Annotated in this window: 22 protein-coding genes and 1 tRNA gene; 13 read left to right on the forward strand and 10 right to left on the reverse strand. The window is 40.5% G+C overall.

Annotated elements, in window-relative coordinates; genetic code table 11:
• Positions 1 to 52 precede the first annotated feature (52 nt).
• On the reverse strand, positions 53 to 1,762 hold the full coding sequence (locus ACO05G_RS05715; RefSeq protein ID WP_421765092.1) for an amidohydrolase family protein: 1,710 nt from the start codon (positions 1,760 to 1,762) through the stop codon (positions 53 to 55).
• 132 nt (positions 1,763 to 1,894) lie between these two features.
• Between ACO05G_RS05715 and bshB1 the strand changes: the two genes are divergently transcribed.
• Positions 1,895 to 2,611, forward strand: a complete 717-nt coding sequence (bshB1, locus tag ACO05G_RS05720; RefSeq protein WP_421765093.1) for a bacillithiol biosynthesis deacetylase BshB1 — start codon at positions 1,895 to 1,897, stop codon at positions 2,609 to 2,611.
• A 23-nt stretch (positions 2,612 to 2,634) separates the two neighbouring features.
• Positions 2,635 to 3,876, forward strand: coding sequence for a carbohydrate porin (locus tag ACO05G_RS05725; protein ID WP_421765094.1), 1,242 nt, complete (start codon positions 2,635 to 2,637; stop codon positions 3,874 to 3,876).
• Between the two features lie 7 nt (positions 3,877 to 3,883).
• Here ACO05G_RS05725 and ACO05G_RS05730 read toward each other — a convergent pair whose 3' ends face one another.
• Positions 3,884 to 5,080: a glycosyltransferase gene (locus ACO05G_RS05730; protein WP_421765095.1), complete on the reverse strand. Its 1,197-nt coding sequence runs from the start codon at positions 5,078 to 5,080 to the stop codon at positions 3,884 to 3,886.
• Positions 5,080 to 5,724 (reverse strand): pyridoxamine 5'-phosphate oxidase, encoded by a 645-nt coding sequence (gene pdxH / locus ACO05G_RS05735; RefSeq protein WP_421765096.1) that lies wholly within the window; start codon positions 5,722 to 5,724, stop codon positions 5,080 to 5,082. The genes ACO05G_RS05730 and pdxH overlap by 1 nt, the downstream gene beginning before the upstream one ends.
• A gap of 68 nt (positions 5,725 to 5,792) precedes the next feature.
• Here pdxH and ACO05G_RS05740 point away from each other — a divergent pair, with 68 nt between their 5' ends.
• The 4 genes from ACO05G_RS05740 to ACO05G_RS05755 all read left to right on the forward strand — a co-directional run bounded on the left by ACO05G_RS05740 (position 5,793) and on the right by ACO05G_RS05755 (position 9,243).
• Positions 5,793 to 6,377 carry a tRNA-(ms[2]io[6]A)-hydroxylase gene (locus tag ACO05G_RS05740; protein WP_421765097.1) on the forward strand — a complete coding sequence of 195 codons (585 nt, stop codon included), beginning with the start codon at positions 5,793 to 5,795 and terminating at the stop codon, positions 6,375 to 6,377.
• Between the two features lie 10 nt (positions 6,378 to 6,387).
• The gene (locus tag ACO05G_RS05745) at positions 6,388 to 6,966 is read left to right on the forward strand and encodes a YqgE/AlgH family protein (protein ID WP_421765098.1); all 579 of its coding nucleotides are present in this window, start codon (positions 6,388 to 6,390) and stop codon (positions 6,964 to 6,966) included.
• A 45-nt stretch (positions 6,967 to 7,011) separates the two neighbouring features.
• Positions 7,012 to 9,093: a DUF349 domain-containing protein gene (locus tag ACO05G_RS05750; RefSeq protein WP_421765099.1), complete on the forward strand. Its 2,082-nt coding sequence runs from the start codon at positions 7,012 to 7,014 to the stop codon at positions 9,091 to 9,093.
• A 76-nt stretch (positions 9,094 to 9,169) separates the two neighbouring features.
• A tRNA-Thr gene (locus ACO05G_RS05755) sits at positions 9,170 to 9,243 on the forward strand.
• 299 nt (positions 9,244 to 9,542) lie between these two features.
• On the opposite strand, the gene ACO05G_RS05760 is transcribed toward ACO05G_RS05755, so the two are convergent.
• Positions 9,543 to 10,349, reverse strand: coding sequence for a hypothetical protein (locus ACO05G_RS05760; RefSeq protein WP_421765100.1), 807 nt, complete (start codon positions 10,347 to 10,349; stop codon positions 9,543 to 9,545).
• A gap of 51 nt (positions 10,350 to 10,400) precedes the next feature.
• On the reverse strand, positions 10,401 to 11,447 hold the full coding sequence (locus ACO05G_RS05765) for a response regulator (protein WP_421765101.1): 1,047 nt from the start codon (positions 11,445 to 11,447) through the stop codon (positions 10,401 to 10,403).
• A gap of 125 nt (positions 11,448 to 11,572) precedes the next feature.
• Between ACO05G_RS05765 and ACO05G_RS05770 the strand changes: the two genes are divergently transcribed.
• On the forward strand, positions 11,573 to 11,755 hold the full coding sequence (locus tag ACO05G_RS05770) for a PLD nuclease N-terminal domain-containing protein (RefSeq protein WP_421765102.1): 183 nt from the start codon (positions 11,573 to 11,575) through the stop codon (positions 11,753 to 11,755).
• Here ACO05G_RS05770 and ACO05G_RS05775 read toward each other — a convergent pair.
• Positions 11,752 to 13,035, reverse strand: coding sequence for an ATP-binding protein (locus ACO05G_RS05775; RefSeq protein WP_421765103.1), 1,284 nt, complete (start codon positions 13,033 to 13,035; stop codon positions 11,752 to 11,754). The two genes, ACO05G_RS05770 and ACO05G_RS05775, sit on opposite strands and share 4 nt — an antisense overlap.
• A 73-nt stretch (positions 13,036 to 13,108) precedes the next feature.
• Here ACO05G_RS05775 and ACO05G_RS05780 point away from each other — a divergent pair, with 73 nt between their 5' ends.
• Both ACO05G_RS05780 and ACO05G_RS05785 read left to right on the forward strand, forming a co-directional pair.
• Complete coding sequence (locus ACO05G_RS05780; protein WP_421765104.1) at positions 13,109 to 13,609, forward strand: universal stress protein; 501 nt, start codon at positions 13,109 to 13,111, stop codon at positions 13,607 to 13,609.
• Complete coding sequence (locus tag ACO05G_RS05785) at positions 13,590 to 15,971, forward strand: heavy metal translocating P-type ATPase (RefSeq protein ID WP_421765105.1); 2,382 nt, start codon at positions 13,590 to 13,592, stop codon at positions 15,969 to 15,971. Before ACO05G_RS05780 ends, ACO05G_RS05785 begins: the two co-directional genes overlap by 20 nt.
• Here the strand turns inward: ACO05G_RS05785 and trxA are convergent.
• From trxA to ACO05G_RS05805, 4 genes are read right to left on the reverse strand one after another with little or no spacing between them, the layout of a single operon-like run.
• Complete coding sequence (gene trxA, locus ACO05G_RS05790) at positions 15,958 to 16,251, reverse strand: thioredoxin (RefSeq protein WP_421765106.1); 294 nt, start codon at positions 16,249 to 16,251, stop codon at positions 15,958 to 15,960. The genes ACO05G_RS05785 and trxA overlap by 14 nt on opposite strands.
• 40 nt (positions 16,252 to 16,291) lie before the next feature.
• Entirely contained in the window at positions 16,292 to 17,680 is a 1,389-nt protein-coding gene (locus ACO05G_RS05795) for an MBL fold metallo-hydrolase RNA specificity domain-containing protein (RefSeq protein WP_421765107.1), read from the reverse strand.
• Positions 17,680 to 18,078: a hypothetical protein gene (locus tag ACO05G_RS05800; RefSeq protein ID WP_421765108.1), complete on the reverse strand. Its 399-nt coding sequence runs from the start codon at positions 18,076 to 18,078 to the stop codon at positions 17,680 to 17,682. The genes ACO05G_RS05795 and ACO05G_RS05800 overlap by 1 nt, the downstream gene beginning before the upstream one ends.
• A complete protein-coding gene (locus ACO05G_RS05805) occupies positions 18,062 to 18,445 on the reverse strand; it encodes a hypothetical protein (protein ID WP_421765109.1) in 384 nt (127 codons plus the stop codon). Before ACO05G_RS05805 ends, ACO05G_RS05800 begins: the two co-directional genes overlap by 17 nt.
• 194 nt (positions 18,446 to 18,639) lie before the next feature.
• Here ACO05G_RS05805 and ccoS point away from each other — a divergent pair, with 194 nt between their 5' ends.
• From ccoS to ACO05G_RS05825, 4 genes are read left to right on the forward strand one after another with little or no spacing between them, the layout of a single operon-like run.
• Positions 18,640 to 18,849: a cbb3-type cytochrome oxidase assembly protein CcoS gene (gene ccoS, locus ACO05G_RS05810; protein WP_348281505.1), complete on the forward strand. Its 210-nt coding sequence runs from the start codon at positions 18,640 to 18,642 to the stop codon at positions 18,847 to 18,849.
• Complete coding sequence (gene ccoN, locus ACO05G_RS05815) at positions 18,825 to 20,993, forward strand: cytochrome-c oxidase, cbb3-type subunit I (protein WP_421765110.1); 2,169 nt, start codon at positions 18,825 to 18,827, stop codon at positions 20,991 to 20,993. The genes ccoS and ccoN overlap by 25 nt, the downstream gene beginning before the upstream one ends.
• An 11-nt stretch (positions 20,994 to 21,004) precedes the next feature.
• A complete protein-coding gene (locus ACO05G_RS05820; protein WP_421765111.1) occupies positions 21,005 to 21,196 on the forward strand; it encodes a CcoQ/FixQ family Cbb3-type cytochrome c oxidase assembly chaperone in 192 nt (63 codons plus the stop codon).
• Positions 21,183 to 22,160 carry a cbb3-type cytochrome c oxidase N-terminal domain-containing protein gene (locus tag ACO05G_RS05825; RefSeq protein WP_421765112.1) on the forward strand — a complete coding sequence of 326 codons (978 nt, stop codon included), beginning with the start codon at positions 21,183 to 21,185 and terminating at the stop codon, positions 22,158 to 22,160. The genes ACO05G_RS05820 and ACO05G_RS05825 overlap by 14 nt, the downstream gene beginning before the upstream one ends.
• The last annotated feature ends 2 nt before the right edge of the window (positions 22,161 to 22,162 follow it).

The raw sequence follows: 22,162 nt of genomic DNA on the forward strand, positions 1-22,162 counted from the left end.
TCTAATATTTTTTTGTTAGCTGTTGCTTCTTACTGTATTTGAAACAATTCCACTATTTCGGGTCACGGGATCCTTCCATCGGAAAGCTTCCAAAGCTTGCTACAGATAGCGTGCCTTCGAAAGTATCACCGTCGATATCCATACTGATTTCTACTGTGATTTCTTCCCCCATGTTCAATTTGAATGAGAAGGAAACATTGTTTCCATCCACCACAACATCTTGAATTTCGTTGGTACTTCCATTGAAGCTCACCGTAATTGTGCCACTGTAGTCCCCTGGAGTTCCTGTGAGTTTAATTACACCACTACCGTTTCCTTGAGGCGTTTCCGTTGTGTAATTCCATTCTCCGGCTGCATCAACAGCTTCCCCGCCATTGCTTTTCTTCTTTTTCTTCTTCTTCACCTCATATTCGTATTTCATGCCATCTACGAATACATATCTAATGTTGGCATCTTTAGTGAAATAAGCCGTATCTGAAACGATTAAATTGGCCATTTTGCCAGCCTCAATTGTTCCCATCAGGCTTGAAACTCCTAAAATACTAGCAGATTCAGTTGTTAAAGCAGCCAATGCCTTATCTTCAGAAAGGCCATTCTCAATTACTTTCAAAAGATTTTGTTTGAAATCTTTTGATTTCACTTCCATTGTGGAAAATCCGAATTTGACACCATTAGTGCTGAACTTCCCAGCCTGTGTGTAATAGTTCTTAATCATTTCCTTCTGGCGAGCTTCTAAAGCATTTTTCTCCATCTCTTCAGGGGTAGGTTTTTCTTCTTTTTCCTTTTCCTCGTCATCATCCTCTCCCTCTTCCTTTTTTTCCTCTTCTTTCCATTCTGGAAGGTCTAATGAAAGGAAGACAGGAGCACCTGTTCCTTTGATGGCTGGTATTGCGTCCCAACCTTGTTTAACTTCTCCGAGCATAAGCTTAAATCCAAGATCTCGCTGAAGTACAATTACACGCATGACATCTTTGACGCCTTCTGCTTTAAATGCTACGGTCATTTGCTTACCTATTACCGGATATAGTGCCTCAAGTGTTGCATCAGTAGCTGGACGTTCCATTCCATTGGAGTTACTGTTATATCTGGATTGATATTCTCTTGCCTGACTTGCTTTACGATAAAGATCACGGTACTTGGCCATTACCCCAATAACAGTATTAGGGTAAACCCCGTCAGCCCCTGAAAGCTGTGAATACATGGAGCTTTGATCGCTAACTACCATGCTTTCACCATCAGCACCTCCCAAAAGAACGATAGCACCAGTTCCAGGCAACATGCCTTTGTGCGGTACACTGTGAGATGCAGTGAACCCTAGTTTTCTAAAGTCAGAAACAGATTTATCATCTGGATTAAGCATTTCTCTGGCTGAATTGGCGGGAGTAATTCCTGCTCGTTCATAAGATGGATTTCCTGTCAGTCTTCTATCGTCTTTACGATCTTCATCCTTTGGTTTTTCAACTCCGATGTTGGATAATCCACTGATGAATCCGGCATATACGAACATGGAATCTGCGTTTACCACCCAGGCATCTGCCGGTATTGTAATGCTTGATCCTACTGCTTTGATTATTCCGTTTTCGATCAGGATGGTACCATTCTGGATGGTTTTTCCTGGTGCCTGCACAATGGTAGCATTCTTTATTGCGTACTTATTGGTTACAGGCTTCAAATCACTATCCTGAGCTAATCCTAAGAATGGCATAACACCAATCACTAGAAGCAACAGGACGGACCTGAATAAACTGTCACGTTTTTGCATAGGTTATTTACTTTAGGTTTAATTAAAAAAGGATAGGGAATTTAGGAAATTCTGAGTGCATCAAAACCAATATTATATGAGTGGTGTTACTTTGCAGCATACGGCTTAATTACTTTGATCACATTTGTCACTATGAAACTTGATATTCTCGCAATAGTAGCTCACCCTGATGACGTAGAACTCTCATTTGGAGGTACCCTGCTAACGCATCAAAAAAAGGGATTTAGTACAGGAATTTTAGATTTAACCCAAGGCGAATTAGGAACTCGTGGCACACCGGAAATTCGTGCGCAAGAAGCTGATGATGCTGCTAAGATATTGAAGCTATCTGTCAGGGAGAATCTGGGTTTAGCAGATGGTTTTTTTGAAAACAATAAGGAGAATCAGTTAAAGGTTGCAGAACAAATTCGCAGGTTCCGACCAAGGGTTGTGATTACAAATTCCATCTATGATCGCCATCCTGATCATACCCGAGGAGCCCAATTGGTAGAGACAGCATGCTTTATTGCCGGACTAAAGGCAGTGGAAACTAAATGGGAAGGTGAGAGGCAAGAGCCCTTCAGGCCGGAACGATTATATTTCTCCATTCAAAGTACAGCTCATGAACCTGATATTTTGGTCGATATCTCAGATGTCATAGATGAAAGAAGAGATGCGATTAATGCTTTTAAATCTCAGTTTTACGATCCTAACAGTGAGGAACCAGAAACCTTCATTAGTTCGAAAGGCTTTATGACCATGTTGGAATCTCGCGCTAGAGAATGGGGTCAGCGGATTGGTGTCGAGTATGCAGAAGGATTTAAAGTGAAACATTTTCTTGGGGTGAAGAGTTTGTTTGATTTGATTTAAATTCAATCACTTAACCTACCTAATTGAATAAAACAAAATCACTCTGCTTTGTTTTCATATTAATCCTTGAAGCATCATTTGCTCAAACAAAGGAAGAGAAGAAATGGCTGGAGTTGGAGGCCGTTTACTCAGGTCTCCCGTGGTACAATGCTAAAGGGGGTCTGGAGTCCGGATTTGTCTATATGGATAATATAGACATCACTGCAAAAATCAATTTTGATGAGGTATTTAATTGGAAAGATAATCTTTCGCTATTCGTATATGGATTAGGAAATCATGGAGGTCAAGCAACGGAATTAATGGGAGACTTCCAGGTTGCAAGCAACATTGAGGCAGTAGAAACCTGGAGGCTGTTTGAAATTTGGATGCAACAAAATTTCTTCAATGATCGGTTATCAATCCTTGCAGGACTTTACGATTTAAATTCAGAATTTGATGTTCTCAGACCAGGCACTTTATTTATAAACAGCTCTTTTGGGATAGGAGCTGAGTATGCCCAGAGCGGTCAAAATGGGCCTTCCATTTTCCCTGTCTCATCTTTGGGGATTCGAATGGCGTCTTTTGTGGGAGATAGAACACGAATTCGATTGGCAATACTGGACGGTGTACCCGGAGATCCTAATAATATTGAAAGTAATGAGATTGATATTTCCACCGAAGATGGAGCACTGATCGCAACTGAAATATCCATTTATACAAGTAAAGATTTCAGTGAAGATCAAAAATCCATGGAACGATCTTATGAGACTCGAAGAAGAAAGGTAGGCAGAGAACATGATGTGTATAAGAAAGATAAGGTCAATATCGGAGGGTGGTTTTATACGGCTGAATTTCAGACCGTCGAATCATCTCCTGAAATGGACAGGGGGAATTTTGGTGCTTACATTGGAGCCCAGAAATACATTCCGCTGAACGAAAAGGAGGATTACATTGCTTTTTTTGCAAGGTTTGGAGTAGCCAATAGTAGATTTAATCGACTGGGATCCGCGCTATCAGGTGGGTTTGTTATGAGCAATCCTGTTTCCGTATTTGATGACAACTTTGGTATTGCTTTTTCATCTGGATTTAACGGAAGCAACTTTCAGGAAATTCAGCAAAGCAATGAGACAACAGAGACGGTCATAGAGTTTACCTACTCACTTCCGATAAAGTCATGGATCATGTTGCAGCCAGATTTACAGTATGTGGTAAATCCTTCTACACAACAAGAACTTCAAAACCCCCTATCCTTTGCCATGTTGATACAGCTTTCCTTTCAATATTGACAAGTACCTAGATCCATTTTTTTGTTTGACGATCCAAATATCTTAACTGGATCAGAAGCGATTCTTTTGAGCCTTTTAGAAAAAAATGCTTAGCTCTCAACCATTCGATCGCTTCTTTCAACTCCACATTTTGATAGAATTCATCTCTACAGAAGTGAACAAATTTCAAAATTTTGAAAGCATCAAACCAAAGAAAAAAACGCTTTTTAAATGCTTTTAAGGAGCTTACTTTATTTTTAATATCATGAATTTGTTTTTTCCAATCGTCTCCCAGAAAGGTGGAGAGCGTCATGGGAATTTTCCAGTCATCCTCAGTCCAGAAGGATTCAGCTCTGCTGAAAAAGAGCTTTAGGTCTTCAAATGTATTTGGGTGATATACTGAATATTCATCTGCTGAATTAAGCATATCATTCACAGCCTTACCTGTCCCAAAGGGCACCCTGTCAGAAACCCGATCAGATGGCCTGATGGTAGTATTATTGATTTCCACAAATTTCCCATGCGGAATCGTCTTATTCAAAAAATAAAAATCTTCACCTGCTTTTCGTGTATTCATTCCACCGACTTTCTCATACATAGAAGTGCGGACGGTAATGCAGGATCCTAGTGTTTGATGTGCATATGGAAATAAAGCATCACGAAGTGCATCAATATAATAGCGTAGATATAACTCATAGTCCACAATGGCTCTATGGTTATCCCCATGTAGTTGATGTTCATAGAAGACGATCCCTGCTTTAGTTTCAGGGTCAGCGTAGGTTAGCTCTATTTCATCCAGGTAGTTAGCGTCGCATCGGCAGTCAGCGTCATAACAAACAATACCTCCGTCATTACCTGCTTTCCGGAAAATTCGAACCGCTTCATCCATTCCAATCTTTCGTGCTATCCCAACACCTGCTTTTTTAACAGGCAATTTTTGGTACGAAATAATTAATGGGAGCTTGCTTTTGTAGTTTGTTAATTCACGAAGTGTTTGCTGATTCGCACCATGCTCCTCAGCTGATGCCATTTCAGACTCATTCACTATTACGATGATAAGCACTTGGCCATGCGTTTCTTTACATGCATTCAACGAGTCAAGCGCACCAATAAGATCGGGCTCTTTGTAACAAGGAATGACCACAATTAGTGATAGGTTGTCGGGAGGTTGATAATCCGGAAAAAGTTCTTGCGGCCATGCGTACCGCTCCAAATACACTGACATCAGGGAGATAGTCGACTTATGTTCCAGGAATTTTTGCCATCTTTCTGAAAATAGATCCTATCATGTAGGCGGCTCTTTCTTCCCTGCCAAAATTCTATGCTCTCTGGGATAACACGATATCCCCCCCAATGATCGGGCAAAGGTATTTTCCCATCTTTAAATTTTTGTTTCATCTGAGCTAGTTTGGTTTCCAAAATGCTCCTTGAGGAAATGACTTCACTTTGGTTGGAAACCCACGCTCCCAGTTGGCTTCCTTTTGGTCTAGATAAAAAGTATTTGAGCGACTCTTTTGTAGAAACTTTTTCGACATGGCCAGTAATAGTTACCTGTCGTTCTAGCGAATACCAGGGAAATAGGAGCGAAACCCTTGGATTATGATTCAAATGATCAGCTTTTCGGCTTTCATAGTTTGTATAAAATACAAAGCCATCATTGTTGAAGGTTTTAAGAAGAACAGTTCGTTGAAATGGTTGTCCTTCCGGATTTACCGTAGAGAGAACCATTGCTGTAGGTTCAATTATTTCACTATCAAGCGCTTGTTGAAACCATTTTTCAAATTGCTCAAACGGATTCTTCAAAACGGACTGTTCAGTCAATTCCGCTTGTGTATATTCTTTCCGTATGGAGGCAATATCTTCTCTCATGTTCATGATTACATTTACTTTTGAATTACAACAGGTGTTGAATTAAAAAGTTGGTAATCCAAAGGTAGATGAAGTTTAGAATTGACTTGACAGTAGACTCAAAAAAAGAATGGGTTGAGGCAGTGCTGGCAGATTTTGATGCATTTCTTCAGGATCATGCAGACTGTGAGCGGAAAGCATCAGGTATGGCATTGAGTTTAGTGGCTAAATATCCAAATCGCATAGAGATTATTCCAGAACTTATTGAAACTGCAGTAGAGGAATTGGAACACTTTCGGGATGTCTATGCGATCATGGAAAATAAGGGGTTGCAGCTTAACCATGAGATACCAAAGGACATGTACATACAGAAGCTTTTAAAAATTTGCAGAGATGGAAGGGAGGAACGATTCATGGATCGTCTGCTTTTGGCTTCATTGGTGGAGACCCGGGGAGCTGAGCGTTTTAGATTAGTTTATGAGGCATTAGGGGAAGGTGAACTGAAACAGTTTTATCATCGACTTTGGGCATCAGAAGCCAGACATGGTGAAGTATTTGTAAAAATGGCTCTTAATTACTTTAATGAACAAGATGTTTATAGTAGGTTGGAGGAAATGAAACAGTTGGAAGGTGTAATTCTTGAGGAACTACCCATTAGACCCGCATTGCATTAGTATGGAGAATATGGATTTTTTTTCGTCTGATAAGTTAATTGAGCCTGAAAGAGGAGATCTTTTGATCTCAGAACCTTATTTACCAGATCCTAATTTCGAGCGTACGGTGGTTTTTCTATGCGAACACGATGAGAATGGTACGTTTGGGTTTGTACTTAATAATCAAGCCAATGTAGGGTTAACGGAAGTGGTAGACGAGGTAGGAAACTACCCGGCGAGACTTTTCGTAGGGGGACCTGTAGAACATGATACGCTTCACTTTTTGCATCGCGAGCAGCAATTAGTAGCGTCATCACGAGAAGTAGTTGAAGGTGTTTATTGGGGTGGAGACTTTAATAAACTTACCGAAATGATGAATACTCGAAGCATCCAACCGCAGGATGTTCGATTCTTTATTGGCTACTCTGGTTGGGCGCCTGGCCAGTTGATGGACGAAATGCGGGCCAAGTCATGGATCGTTCTAAAAAACACTACAGCGGAAATGATTTTCGACTGGGACAACCAAGACCTATGGAAGGCGTGTCTAATTACCATGGGTGGGAAATACCGACTCATGTCCAACTATCCAAAAGATCCCCGGATGAATTAGGGTATTTGGTTAGTTTTGTGTCTTAGAGAAAAGAAAATTCCATAAATGGATAATGCAGAGAAATTGCAGGATGTTTCGAATGAAATCAATGAAACTCCTGATGAAGTTCAGAATGAAGCTGAATTAAGTAATATGAGCCAACCTGAAGAAAAGAAGAGCACCGAAGAAGTAACCGTGGAGGTGAATTCAGAACCGGTCGAAGAAAGCACCGAAGCAAATGGTGGAAATGATGTAGTTGAGGCTGCAGATACCAGCGATAGTAAGGAAGCCACTATAGAACCTCAAGTTGAAGAGGAGGTGAGAGAGGAGAGTAAAGAAGAGGAGCCGGCAGCTGAGGCTGAAAAAGAAACTAAAGCTGAAGTTGCTGATGAGACAGAATCAGAATCTTCGGAAGAAACGGAGGATGAAGAAGATCACGAGGAAGAAGAGCTCGATTTTGATCATGCATCAAAAGATGAGATCATTACTAAGATTCGAGAGATTAAAAATGAAGATAATATCCGGGCGCTTGATCGGGTGCTTAAAGCCATTAAACCTCGATTTGATGAGCTATACGAAATCTCAAAAAATGAAGCTCTTCAAAAGTTTGTTTCAGAAGGGAATGAAGCCGATGCTTTTGAATATCACGGTGATGAGATAGATAAGGAATTTTTTACACTTTTTGGTCAGCTTAGGTCCAAGCGCAATAAACATTACAAAGATTTAGAAAACCAAAAAGAGGATAACCTCAAAAAGAAGGAGCGACTTCTTGAAGAACTTCGCGAAATAGTTGACGGAGAGGAATCTTCTAATAGTATCAACTCTGTTAGAGAGCTTCAGTCAGAATGGAAGAAAATTGGACCTGTTCCTGGTACGCAGAATAAAACCCTCTGGGCAAATTACAATGCCCTGCTTGACAGATACTATGATAACCGAAGCATCTACTTTGAGCTCAAAGACCTGGATCGAAAGAAAAACCTGAATCTAAAAGAGGAACTGTGTAAAAAGGCTGAGGCGCTTAATGATTTAGAAGACATGAAGACAGCAATCATTCAATTGAATGACCTTCATGATGAGTACAAGCACATTGGGCCTGTTCCAAAAGACGATCAAGAGCCGCTATGGCAAAGATTTAAAGCTGCATCTGACGCGATTTATGCCAAGCGGAAAGACTATTTTGATCACCTTAAAGTAGAATTTGAAGCTAATTTGGTAAAGAAGGAAGAGTTGATCAAAGAAGTGGAAGGGTTCTTACAATTCAATTCAGATCGTATCACGGAATGGAATGGGAAGACCAAAGAAATTCTTGATTTACAGAAGCGATGGGAAGCAATTGGTGGTGTGCCACGTGAAAAAGCAAAAGCAATTAATAAAGGATTCTGGAATGCCTTTAAAGCCTTCTTTGCTAAGAAAAATCAATTTTTCAAAGAGCTTGAGTCTAAGCGTGAAGAAAACCTACTAAAAAAACAGGAGCTTATTGCAAAAGCTGAAGAACTAAAAGATAGCGACGATTGGAATTCCACTGCCGATAAGTTAAAACACCTACAGGCGCAATGGAAAGATGTCGGTCCTGTACCTGAGAAGGTAAGAAATGAGACCTATAAGAAGTTTAAAGCTGCTTGTGATCATTTCTTTAATAAGAGAAGAGAGCAAAATCAGGAACAATTCAAAGCTTATGAAGATAACCTTCAGCTGAAACTTCAGATCTGCGATCAGATTGAAGCAGCGACAGCTGAGAAAGAGGTTGATTTAGACAATCTGTATGACTTGATCGATAATTATACTTCTGTGGGTTTTGTGCCTAAGAATGCAATAAAAAAGATCAGAAATAGATTTGACGTAGTAAAGGAAAAGATCATGTCTAATGAATCTATTCATGAGGCTGATCGAATGGATCTGAAGAATCACATTGAGATGGGGCGCCTGAGAAACACTCCTGGAGGAGATCGTAAGATTCAGCGTAAGGAGCATTCAATCAAACGAAAGATTTCTTCTTTAGAGAATGACATTTCTACGTGGAATACGAATATGGAATTCTTTGCAAAATCTGCTACAGCAGATAAACTAAAAGCGGAAATGCAGGAAAAAATAGACAAGGCGCAAAGTGAGCTTGATGCACTTAAATCTCAACTTTCTGCAATTTCTTAATAAAATTGAAAAATAGATTTGCTAAATAGTCAGACACTGCTATTTTTGCAAACCGATTTTCAGCCTTGCTGAAAAGGCCTCCATAGCTCAGTTGGCCAGAGCAGCGCACTTGTAATGCGCGGGTCGTTGGTTCGAATCCGACTGGAGGCTCTCAAAACCCACTCATCGAGTGGGTTTTTTTATGTCTTTTTCCGGATAAGATCAGCAACACTGGATTCTTAGTAATAAGGTTTTGGAGAAAATTGCTTTGTAAGGTTAAGTTACGAATTACCTTTACACCGCTCTGGCATAGCAATATACAAATCTGAGAATGTAACAATAAATGGGTCTGTTTGGAACGCTAGATCACGCCCACTATGGGGATCATCGAATGTACCAGCTGACACCATAATCCTTCTAATAAGAGGTTTGATATAGGCTGGCCAGAGTTTTTTATAAGTAGGAGAGGGCTACTCCATAAGTTCAATATCTTCCTCTATCCAGGTGACATCTTCCAAGTTAATCTGGATTGAATTTGTCTCCGTTCCTGACCAAATCGAGGAGAGGTCAACCTTAAACGTATAACTATGATGCACTAGAAGCTCTTTCTCTAAAGGAATGATATGTGATTTCATTAGTGTGCTATTCTCGCCATAGAACTTTATCTGGACTGATTCTAAATTCAATGGGTGATAGTATTGAAACTCTGTAGTGTAAGGAGGATAACCGGAAGCATCTACATACCCGTCATAATTCTCTGTGATCCATGCCGCCGAGTCAGGGCAAGTAAAGTGATCAAAGCGATCATATGAAGTGAAGTTTAATAGATAGTTTACGTAATGTGCATTTGCGGAATCAAAATCAGATGTTTCAACAAAGCGATATCTCATTTGATGATTTTCTAGAAGAGCTTCTAAAGTTGTGTCCGAATGAATAGTAAAGTTGGAGGAGTTTTCATAACTGATGCCTTCACTGCCAGATACTTTTAAGCTGTAATAATATTTCCCTGCAGGTATGTTAGGAAGTACAACCGGTGGTAATTCACCATCATAAATCATGTGGCCTTCGGATTCTATCTCATTACAGGTACTATCCATTAATGAAAAATATACGTCCGTGAAAGTGATATCCTGATTCATCCGTGCAGTCTCTATGAGATCAACTGCATCAATTTTTGCTGTTACTGATACTTGATAAGTATCTATGGTAGCTTCATCTGCATCGGTGCATGATACGAAAATTAAAACAGCTACTAAAAGAAAGGTGGCAAACTTCATTCATTCAATATTAAACTCAAATATAAAATTATCCAGACTAGGCCTCTTTCCCTAAAATTTAACAGCCTTGATTCTTTCCGGCTCCAGTATAGAGATGGCACTTCCGTTAATTTCTATCCATTGATCTTTTTTGAATTCAGAGAGTATCCGTATCACAGATTCTGTTGCAGTTCCTACCATCCCTGCGAGATCAGCTCTTGAAACATCTACTGTTACCTTTTCATTATCAGATGAGTAGGTCTCGTATAATTTGATCAGTGAGTCTGCAGTACGCTTCCTGACTGTGTTATACGCCATCTCCATGAGCTCCTTTTCACGTTGAGAAAGGTTGTTTGAGAGCATCTTGATGAATTGACCGGATATCTCTCGATTCTTAAAGATGAGTTCCTGGAAATCATCTTTAGGAATTAACATAAGCTCAGTATCTTCCATCGCTTCTGCAAATTCGGTTCTGGCTGTATCCTGAATGACAGATTGCTCGCCTAGAAAATCGCCTTCTTTTCTGATATCATGAATAAACTCTTTCCCATCTTCATTGATGTGGTAGGTTTTGATTTTTCCTTTCTGAATTTTGTATACGAAATTTCCAAAATCTCCTTCTCGATAGATGATGTCTTTTTTCTTAAACGATTGTGATTTCCGCTCTTTCTCCAGGTCTTCTACATTCTGATATTTTGCGGCATGTTGTACTAGTTGATCAATTTCAGATACACTGGATAGCTCCTTGTATTTTTTTAATCTTCTCTCAATAGCACCCAGCAACTCCATTTCCTCAAAAGGCTTGGTGATGTAATCGTCCGCACCCATATTCATCCCCTTGCGAAAATCTGACTTCTCAGCTTTAGCGGTAAGAAATATGAATGGAAGGGAGGCAGTTTCCGGGTTTTTAGATAATAGGTACAGTACTTCATACCCATCCATTTCTGGCATCATAATATCACATAATATGAGATCAGGTGGTGAGGAAAGCGCTTTTTTCACACCTTCTTTCCCATTGGAGGCATTTGATACATCGTAATTTGACAGTTCCAATAGCTCGGAAATGTTTTCTCTTACATCTTCCTGATCTTCGATTACTAAAATTCGATGTTTGCTCATATTCGACTGGTGAGTTCAAAATGCACCTCAAATTACAAAAGACTGATGATAATCATCATGCTGACTAAGGTAACTCATGCTGATTATCTTAAAAATACCTTCAATTTGATTTAAAAGATAGAAAAATGAATATATGGTTAATATTTGCAGTATTTGCAGCAGCCTTAGTTGTGTTTGCTATGATTGATATTCTGAGAGTTAGAATGTCGAATAATAAGAAAATTATTTGGTTTATCGTTGTGGTCGTTTTACCAGTAATTGGACCGTTGGTTTATTTGATGAGGAAGAGCAGTTTAATCGAATCCTAAATAGGTAAACTAATTGTGAAGGTACTTCCTTCCCCTTCTTCACTCTTAAAGCTAATGTTTCCATTGATTAGGTGAACGTATTTTTTCACAATGTTCAAGCCTAAACCCGTACCTTGGATATTCGTTGCATTACCTGCCCTAAAAAATCGTCCAAATAGGTTTTGTTGTTCCGTTTTCGGGATGCCAATTCCATGGTCAATAATATGAATGTTTAAGTTAGATTCCGTATCAACTTTGATTATTATTTCAGTGCCTTCATTCGAATATTTGCTGGCATTGGAGATCAGGTTTATCAATGCATTTTTGAGAATATGTCTATCTGTTTCTATAGCAGGAGCAGTACCTTGAATTAATATTTTTTGATCCTTTTTAATGTTTTGTTCCATTTCCTCTACAACTTCCTTGATCAACTCTTGGACATTGACTTCTATCAACTCTACTTTTTGAGCCCCGCTTTCCAATTTTTCAATCGATAAGAAGTCATTGAGAATATTGGTTAGGTTTTGCACACTTTTTTTAATTCGTTCTATGTGCTTTTCCCTCGAACGCTGTTGGTCTGTTTCAGTGTACTTAGCTATCAAATTTGCCGATGATAATACAGTGGTAAGTGGTGTTCTGAATTCGTGACTCGCCATGGAAACAAATCGTGATTTTAGTTCACCAAGTTCTTTTTCTTTTTCAAGGGATTTTAGTATTTCCTGTTCCGCCAGCTTTAGATCTTCCAAACTTTGCTTTAGCGCTTCCTCAGCAAGTTTACGCTCTTGAATTTGGCTTTGAAGCCCGAGGTTCATGTGTTCCAGTTCACTCGTTCGTGCTTTCACTTTCTGCTCGAGCTCTGTGGTATACTCTTCCAGTTTTTTTCGTTGCTCAGCTAATTTTTTTTCGTTTTCTTTTCTGACAGATATGTCAGTGATAAAAGCAACAACCAACTGTTTATTATCATGTTGCATGTAACTCAAACTTATTTCCAGAGGAAAAGTAGTCCCATCTTTTTTCAGTCCTTCCAAATCTCGTCCAATTCCCATGCGTCGAGGTTCTGGCTTTTTTATGTATTGATTGCGATAAGTTTCGTGATTTTTTTTCGATTTTTTGGGAACAAACTTTTCCACCTTTTCCCCTAATAGCTCCGCATCTTTATAGCCAAACATTTCTCGGGCTCTTGGATTTGCCATAACTACCTCACCCGTACCATTAAAAAGCATGATACCCTCGCCGGAGCTTTCAAAAAGCTTTTCAAGCATGATAAGTCCTTCATTTGAGGCTACTTCTTTATTGGACATGAATACGGATTTTTATGGATCAAATTAAATAATATCAGAAGGTAGTGACAAAATTCAAGGTTGATATTGACGAATGTCAACTACCCGCAGAAATAGTCCGCCTACTTTTGATTTTAAAATTACACAAAGAGTGATCTCAAGTATACTTATTCCAACAGACTTTTCACCTGCTTCATGGAATGCAACGCAGGTAGCTTTGGAACTTTCTCGCCTGAATAGTGACTTAGTTATTTCCCTATTGCATATATACCCAAACTCTTCTCGGTACACACACAAAAACAATCTTTTGCCTGAAAATAAACTAGATGAAGTTCGTGGAAGAATGAACCAGCTAGCTCAAGGTTTGCTTGACCATTCCGAGGATAAAATCAAAAATGTAGTGCTCTCCGGAAATGTTGAAGATACCTTGTTACAATTTATTAAAGAGCATGATTTTGATCTGGTCATAGTTGGGATTAATAGCAACGGGCAGAATAACGATATAGGAAGTCATACTGTAAGCGTGATTAAGGAGAGTGGAGTGCCGGTCATGATTGTACCTAATAAATTAGTTGATGGAGCTATTGCAAGCTGAGGATACTAAGTGCCATCATTGTGGTGATTTGTGTGATGACAGAATCCAATCGGATGAATTTCATTTTTGCTGCTTTGGATGTAAAGCAGTGTACGAATTACTTGATCAAAGTAACCTTAATCAATACTATTCTGAAACGTCTAAAGAAAACAAATCCTTATCTGAGCTAAAGGCTGAGCGCAAATACGCTTTTCTCGATAATGAGGATATCCAGAAACAACTACTTCGTTTCAAAAGCGAAGATGTATCGGTCGTTAAGTGGTTTCTTCCGGGCATCCATTGCAGTTCATGTATATATCTCTTGGAGCACTTGACCAAACTTGATCAGGCGGTTATCAGGTCGGAGGTCAATTTTGTGAAGCGGGAAGTGATCATCACATTCGATCACAATGCAAAATCGCTGAAAGAGCTAGCAGTATTGCTATCACAACTAGGCTATGCTCCAGGTATTTCGCTCAGCAGTCTGGATAAAACCAAAAAACAAGTTGCTAAATCCAACATCGGGACCAAAGTAGCAGTAGCAGGTTTTTGCTTTGGAAATGCCATGTTGATGAGTATGCCAGAATACCTTGACAGGAATTTTCTCTTGACGGATGATTTTAAGACCGTCTTCAATTGGATCAATTTTGCGCTTTCTTTTCCTGTAGTATTTTATGCTGCGAGCGATTATTTTCAAAAAGCATGGAAGGGGATTCGATACGGTAATTTAAATATCGATGTACCGATTGCACTGGGGATACTCACGCTTTTTGGACGTAGTTCGTATGAAATCATCTATGGAATGGGGATGGGGTATGTGGATTCCTTAGCAGGGTTGGTGTTTTTCCTGTTAATCGGGAAATGGTATCAAGGCAAAACCTATCAGGCACTTTCTTTTGACCGGGATTTCACTTCTTATTTTCCTGTGTCAGTCACTTGCCTTGTAGATGGAAAAGAAATCCAAAGACCTTTGAGAGAGCTTAAAAAAGGAGATGTAGTAGTCATTCACAATGATGAATTGATACCCGCTGATGGCGTGGTGGTTTCTGGTCGGGGAAATGTTGATTATAGCTTTGTAACTGGTGAATCAAAGCCAGAGCGAAGGACGGAAGGGCAGCAAGTTTATGCAGGAGGTAGACAAAAAGGAACTGAATTATCAATCATCCTCAGCCAGACAGTCAATAATAGTGAACTGACCAGTCTGTGGAATACCGACTCTTTCAAAAAGAAGAATCAGGCTGATTTACATACCTGGGTAGATAAAATCAGCAAGTATTTTACCCTTACCATTATCATTCTTGCTATCGCAACCGGTATTTTTTGGTGGGTCAGTGATCCGTCCCTGGTTTGGAATTCGGTTACTGCAGTCCTAATAGTTGCCTGTCCGTGTGCATTGGCGCTGGTCTTGCCATTTGCTTATGGTCATGCCATGAGAAAGCTGGGAAGGGAGGGGCTTTATCTTAAAAATGCTGAGGTGATTGAGTCTCTGGCAAAAGTGGATACCATCATTTTTGACAAAACTGGTACGCTTACCACCACTGAATCAGGAATCAATTATAAAGGTGCTGAACTGGACAAAAACGATATCGAAATTTTGAGGTCGGCACTTGGAAATTCAGCACATCCGCTAAGCCGAAGCATTCACCAGGAACTGCCGGAAGGTGTAAAATATCCACTAACTTCATTTAATGAAGAGACTGGAAAAGGATTTACGGCAGAGCTAAATGGAGTGGATGTTCAGGTAGGCTCTGCTGTCTATTTGAATGAAACTGCCAATGATGCAATAAACGAATCACGGGTTTTTATCAGGGTGGGACAAAAACGTGGGGTCTTCACCATTACTTCAAGCTATAGAAATGGAATATTCAAGATGCTTGATGAGCTGAGAAAAAATTATTTCTTAAGCCTGCTTTCAGGAGATAATGATGCAGAACGAACACGTGTGGCTCCTTATTTTGATGACGTCTACTTCAAGCAAAGGCCCATCGATAAGTTGGAATACATAAAAGAAAGCGAAGGAAATCACTTAATGGTAGGTGATGGACTGAATGATGCTGGTGCTTTGAATGAGGCTTTAGTAGGTGTTGCTATAGCAGAAGATATCCATCAGTTTTCTCCGGCATGTGATGCCATTCTTACCTCCGAAAAGGTCAGCAGTATTCCTCTGGTGCTACATTTTTCAAAGCGGGTGATTTCGATTGTATTCATCGCTTTTGGTATTTCATTCCTCTACAATATTGTAGGGCTATCTTTTGCCATGAGTGGACATTTGACTCCTCTTATTTCGGCTATTCTTATGCCAATCAGCTCGGTGACTGTGGTTGGATTTGTGACACTCATGGTGACCTGGATTGGAGGCAAAGTATCTCCTAAGATTGATTAATGGCTTGCTCCAACATATGTTTTGGGATGGCGCCTGATTGTCTCCAAATTTGTCTGCCATTTTTAAATAAAATGAAGGTAGGGACGCCTCGTACATTGTACTTATTAGCTGCAGCCTGATTTTTGTCAATATCTACTTTAATAATGCGTGCCTTCTCACCAATCTCCGATTTAAGCTCTTCTAAAATTGGTGCCATGGTCTGGCACGGGCCGCACCAGGCAGCATGAAAATCAACTAAAACAGGTTGATCTCCATTGATTAATTCATTGAATTTTGACATTGCTAATAATTTTTAGTGTCTTCTTGAGCTTGTCGAAGGATTAAACATGGTCATATAGTGTAAAAGTTTCCAGGTAGTCCGGGATTGTTACATTCCATCCTCTTCCAATCAAACGTTCACCTAACACCTCGGCCTGTTCTTTTTCTCCGTGGATCAGAAAGGTCATCTTTGGTGGTTCCGGTATATGCCCGGCCCATTCTACCAATTCATCCTGGTCTGCATGTGCAGATAGTCCATCAAGCACATGTATTTTAGCGTTTATTGTGACTTCTTCACCAAAAATTTTAACTGAATTTTCTCCGTTGGCAATATCTCTGCCTCGGGTACCTTCAGGCAAAAATCCGGTAAATAGAACAATGTCCTGTTCATTTGGTAGTCGATGAAACAGGTGATGCAGAACACGACCCCCAGTGGCCATTCCGCTTGCAGAAATGATAATTGCCCGATCTTTGATGGTATTTAGGACTTTCGATTTGCCTTGCTCTGTTACGTAATGAATAAATGGAGCATCAAAAATGTGATGACCAAATGCACTATCGCTCTCGAGGCGATGATAGTTTGTGTATGCTTTATAAAGATGCGTTACACTGATAGCCATCGGACTGTCAATGTATACAGGCCTGGACTTCATATTCTGAAAGATTTTCCAGATATAATAGAGAATCAGTTGTGTCCTGCCAACGGAGAAAGCCGGAATGAGAATACATCCACCTTTTTTGTCACTTTCCAGAATTAGTTGTCGAAGCTTTTTCTCCAGATCCACATCTTTGTGCTTTCTGGCACCATAAGTTGATTCCATAAAAAGTACATCTGCATTTGGAGGTTTTGCTGGAGCGAAATGAAGCGGGTTGTGCATTGGCCCCAAATCACCTGAGAAAACCGCTCGTTTGATGCCTTGGCTTGAATAAATAATAAGTTCAATGCTTGCAGCACCCAAAATATGACCGGCATGAAAGAACCGGACTTCTATTTGATTATGAATGCGAAAAGTGTCATCAAAAGGATGAGCTTCTAGAATATTAAGTCCCTCGATAGCATCTTTAACTGTATAGAGTGGTTTGGCAGGATTGTGTTTGGAGTATCCTTTTCTGTTGGCAAACTCTGCTTCTTCTTCCTGCAGCTTCGCACTATCCGTTAGTAAGATCTCGGCAAGCTCGCGTGTTGGTTCTGTGCAATGTACCTTTCCACCAAAACCATTTTTGTAGAGCAGGGGGATGTACCCCGAATGATCAATGTGGGCATGGGTAAGTAAAACACAATCAATTTCATTCGGATCAATTGGCAGTTCATCCCAATTTCGCAATCGCAATTCTTTTAAGCCTTGAAATAGTCCACAGTCAATCAACACATTGAAGTCATTGACTGTGATCAGGTACTTGGAGCCAGTCACTGACTTTGCTCCACCTAAGAATTTTACACGTATATCCATTATTGCACGAATCCCAGGTATGTAAAAAGGATACCTAGTAGTAAGATAGCGATAGTCATTGCTTTTCCATTTCGAACAAGCAACATCGGTCTAAAAAGTTGAAGATAGGATGGAGAGAGGAGTAGGATGACTCCTTTGATTAAGGCAATCCATCCAATAATGGTAATAATTACTCGCCAGTCACTGACCCAAAGGTTATGATAAGTTACCATTGCCATCCCGCCAACAATAGCCATAAATCCACCTAGCAATGCATACCCCGGATTATCCAGGATCTTTCTTAAGGCCAAAACATAAGGCTCCCTAAAGAGGAAAAAACCAATACCTACCGAGAGGTACATGATGCCAAGAATTCTAGCGATAAATATTGAAAGTTCCATGTTAAACGAAGAATCCATAGTAACCAAAAATTAATCCTAGTGCCATAACCATCGGTAAGAAATAGTTTTGAATTCCTTTAGGAGTGAACCAACCTTCGAATGCGCGGATAAACCTGGGGAATGCCAATAATGAAACTCCCTTTATGAGGATAATCCAGCTGATGATTGTAATGAGCAATCGCCAGTCATTGACCCACAGGTTGTGGACATGAACCAAAACCCCACCCAGAGCTGTCGCAACCCATCCACCTAAAAGGAGATAAGTAGTGTCATTCACGATCTTTTTAAAGGCTTCATTATAATATGAAGTACTAAAAGCAAATCCAACCCCTATTGATAGGTAGATAATGCATATTACCCGAGCGATAATAATTGAAATTTCCATAGTCTGTATTTTTTGATCTTGGATCAAAGATCAGTGACAGTCCCAGTTTTTAAAATGATGCCTATCAGACGGGTAACTGATATTTGGTTGGATTCAAAAAGCTGTAATAAATGTGGACCTGATAAAAATCATATGCTACACTAACACCTCTCATTAACCAGCCTTAAGCTCTCCGCTAATCTTGTTCTCGGATTATGAGTGTAATATTTATCCTTATCGCATGTAGCCTTCTCTTAGCAGGCAGCTTTCTTGGAGCGTTCTTATGGGCGTCTCACTCAGGACAGTTTGAGGATGACTACACCCCTTCAATCCGTATTCTTTTTGAGGACGAGGCACCTTCGGTCGCTTCTAAAAGTATTAGCAATAAACCTAATGACCAATGTCAGAAAACAACGAAAAAGTAGGTCTTGAGACCTTTCATTACGACAACACTACCGTTCGAAACTTCCTGATTGCCACAACAGTATTTGGGATAGTTGGAATGAGCGTGGGTCTTCTTGTTGCATGCCAGTTCGTGTGGCCGGAAGCCAACTTCGGATTACAGTATACTACCTTCGGAAGAGTAAGACCACTGCATACCAATGCAGTGATTTTTGCTTTTGTAGGGAACGGAATTTTTGCCGGTGTTTATTATTCACTGCAGCGACTTTGTAAAACCCGAATGTATAGTGATCTACTAAGTAAGATTCACTTCTGGGGATGGCAACTGATCATCCTGGCAGCTGCTATTACACTTCCGCTCGGATTTACTTCCGGTAAGGAGTATGCGGAGTTGGAATGGCCCATCGACATTGCTATCGCATTGATCTGGGTGGTATTCGGTTTAAACATGTTCATGACGATCATTAAACGACGAGAGCGTCATTTGTATGTTGCCATTTGGTTTTACATCGCCACGTTCGTCACAGTAGCTATGCTACACATAGTAAACTCATTTGAGCTGCCAATCGACTTCATGAAAAGTTATTCATGGTACGCCGGAGTGCAGGATGCATTGGTGCAATGGTGGTATGGCCACAACGCGGTAGCGTTCTTCCTTACTACCCCTTACCTCGGCTTGATGTATTATTTTATACCAAAAGCATCCGGTCGTCCGATCTACTCATATCGATTATCAATCATTCACTTCTGGGCCCTGATCTTTATCTATATCTGGGCAGGTCCGCATCACTTGTTATATAATTCACTTCCTGATTGGGCTCAATCTCTGGGCGTGGTATTCTCTGTGATGCTGATTGCACCATCCTGGGGTGGTATGTTAAACGGTCTCTTAACATTGAGAGGCGCATGGGATAAAGTACGTGAAGACGCCATCTTAAAATTCATGGTGGTAGCGATAACCTGTTACGGTATGGCCACTTTCGAAGGACCAATGCTATCATTGAAAAATGTGAATGCGATCGGGCACTTTACAGATTGGATTGTGGGTCACGTACATATTGGCGGATTAGGCTGGAATGGATTCCTGACGTTTGCCATGCTTTACTACCTCATTCCTAAACTCTACGGAACCAAACTTCACTCGCAAAAGTTGGCCAATGTTCACTTCTGGATTGGAACAATGGGTATCTTGTTCTATGCGATTCCATTGTATTGGGCAGGCTTCACTCAAAGCCTAATGTGGAAACAATTCAATCCAGACGGAACGCTCGTTTATAGCAACTTCCTTGAGACAGTTACCCAGATCATGCCGATGTACGCTTTGCGAGCTTTCGGAGGATTATTGTACTTGTCAGGAGTCTTTGTGATGGTTTTTAACCTGGTGAAAACGGCTCGTGCTGGAAAATTCCAGCCAACGACTGAAGCACAGGCTGCACCACTAATGAAAGACTACAAGCCAGAAAAGAGCGAGCACTGGCACAGAAGAATTTTCGAATGGAAGCCCATGCGAATGCTCGTTTGGAGTTTAGTTCTGGTTGCCATCGGAGGAGTCATTGAAATTGTGCCTACATTCCTTATTCAGAGCAATGTGCCTACCATCTCAACGGTGAAACCATATACACCTCTGGAATTAAACGGTCGTGATATCTACGTTAGGGAAGGTTGTTATACCTGTCACTCGCAAATGATCCGACCATTCCGATCTGAGGTGATGAGATATGATCCTGTGGACCTGGAGTATTCGAAGGCAGGAGAGTTTGTCTATGATCACCCTTTCCAGTGGGGATCAAAACGAACGGGTCCGGATTTACACAGACTAGGTAAAAAGTATCCAGATAGCTGGCACTTCTATCACATGTTAGATCCTACCAGTATGTCGCCAGGTTCTATCATGCCTCCATACCCTTGGCTCTTTGAGCAAGAGTGGGATAAGAAAAGAACTCCAGCCAAGATCAGAGCAATGCAAACACTTGGTGTTCCATATCCCGAAGGATATGATCAGCAAGCAGTAGCAGATGCTGAAAATCAGGCAGCATTGATTTCCAAAGGACTGGAGTTGGAGGGAATCAAGATGAGTAGTGATGCGGAAATAATCGCGTTGATCGCTTACCTACAACGCCTGGGAACAGATATAAAAAATGTAGAAGGAGTAGCTGAGGGGAATTAAAAATCACAACTATGCTGAAATTTATTAAACATCATATGGAGACCATCGCAGGAATAGAAATCTATCCTGTGATCTCCTTCGTCATCTTCTTTGTCTTCTTCATAGCACTCACGGTGTATGTATTCAAAGTAGACAAGAAGCTTTTCAATGACATTTCAAATATTCCATTAGACTCAAACGATATCGATCATGACGAAGCTTAAGTACATACTAATAACCCTAATTGTTGCTTTACCCGGACTATCGTTCGGTCAGGAAGCTGCAGAACAACAAAGCTTTTTTGAGCAGTACAAAATAGAGATCATTTTAGGAATGACAGTAATTATAAGCATTGTGGCAGTGTCTGCCATGTATGTGCTTTTAATGGCATTAAAAGTGGTGCTTAAGCTTAAGAGAGCTGAAATGGGAATAGAGGAAGAGGAGAAAGAACTGATCCCTGCAATTGAAGGGGAAGAGGGTGTTGGTTTCTGGAGAAAATTCTGGAATAGACTGAATGATTCAGTACCGGTAGCAAAAGAACATGAAGTGGCAACAGACCATGAATATGATGGTATTAGAGAACTAGATAACCGATTACCACCATGGTGGCTCTATGGATTCTATGCATCCATATTATTTGGGGTCATTTACTTAATAAACTATGAGGTACTTGGAACCGGCCAGCACCAGGATGAGGAGTTTCAGGCAGAAATGATGCAGGCTGAGGAAGATGTAAAAGTCTATTTGGCATCATTGGGAGATTTAATTGATGAAAGCAATGTTACGTTGGCAACTGAAACTGCAGACATAAATGCGGGCAAGGCGATCTATGATGCCAATTGCTCTGTATGCCATGCAGCAGATGGAGGAGGAGGTGTTGGTCCCAATTTCACGGACAAATACTGGCTTCACGGGGGAGATATGCCATCAATTTTTAAAACCATCAAATATGGTGTTCCTTCAAAAGGGATGATTGCCTGGGAGGCACAGCTTTCACCTAAGAAAATGCAACAAGTCGCAAGCTATATCTATGCAATGGAGGGTAACACAGCGGTAGACCCAAAAGAACCTCAAGGTGAACTATTTGAGCGGAATGATGGTGAGGAGGAAAGCGAAGATGCAGACCCAGAATCCAATCCGGATTATGTGGATGATGAAGCTGAGTTGGAAGAAGGTGAGTGCTGCTAGTA

This window comes from Ekhidna sp. (genome assembly GCF_965227465.1).
In the GTDB taxonomy this organism is placed as follows: domain Bacteria; phylum Bacteroidota; class Bacteroidia; order Cytophagales; family Cyclobacteriaceae; genus Ekhidna.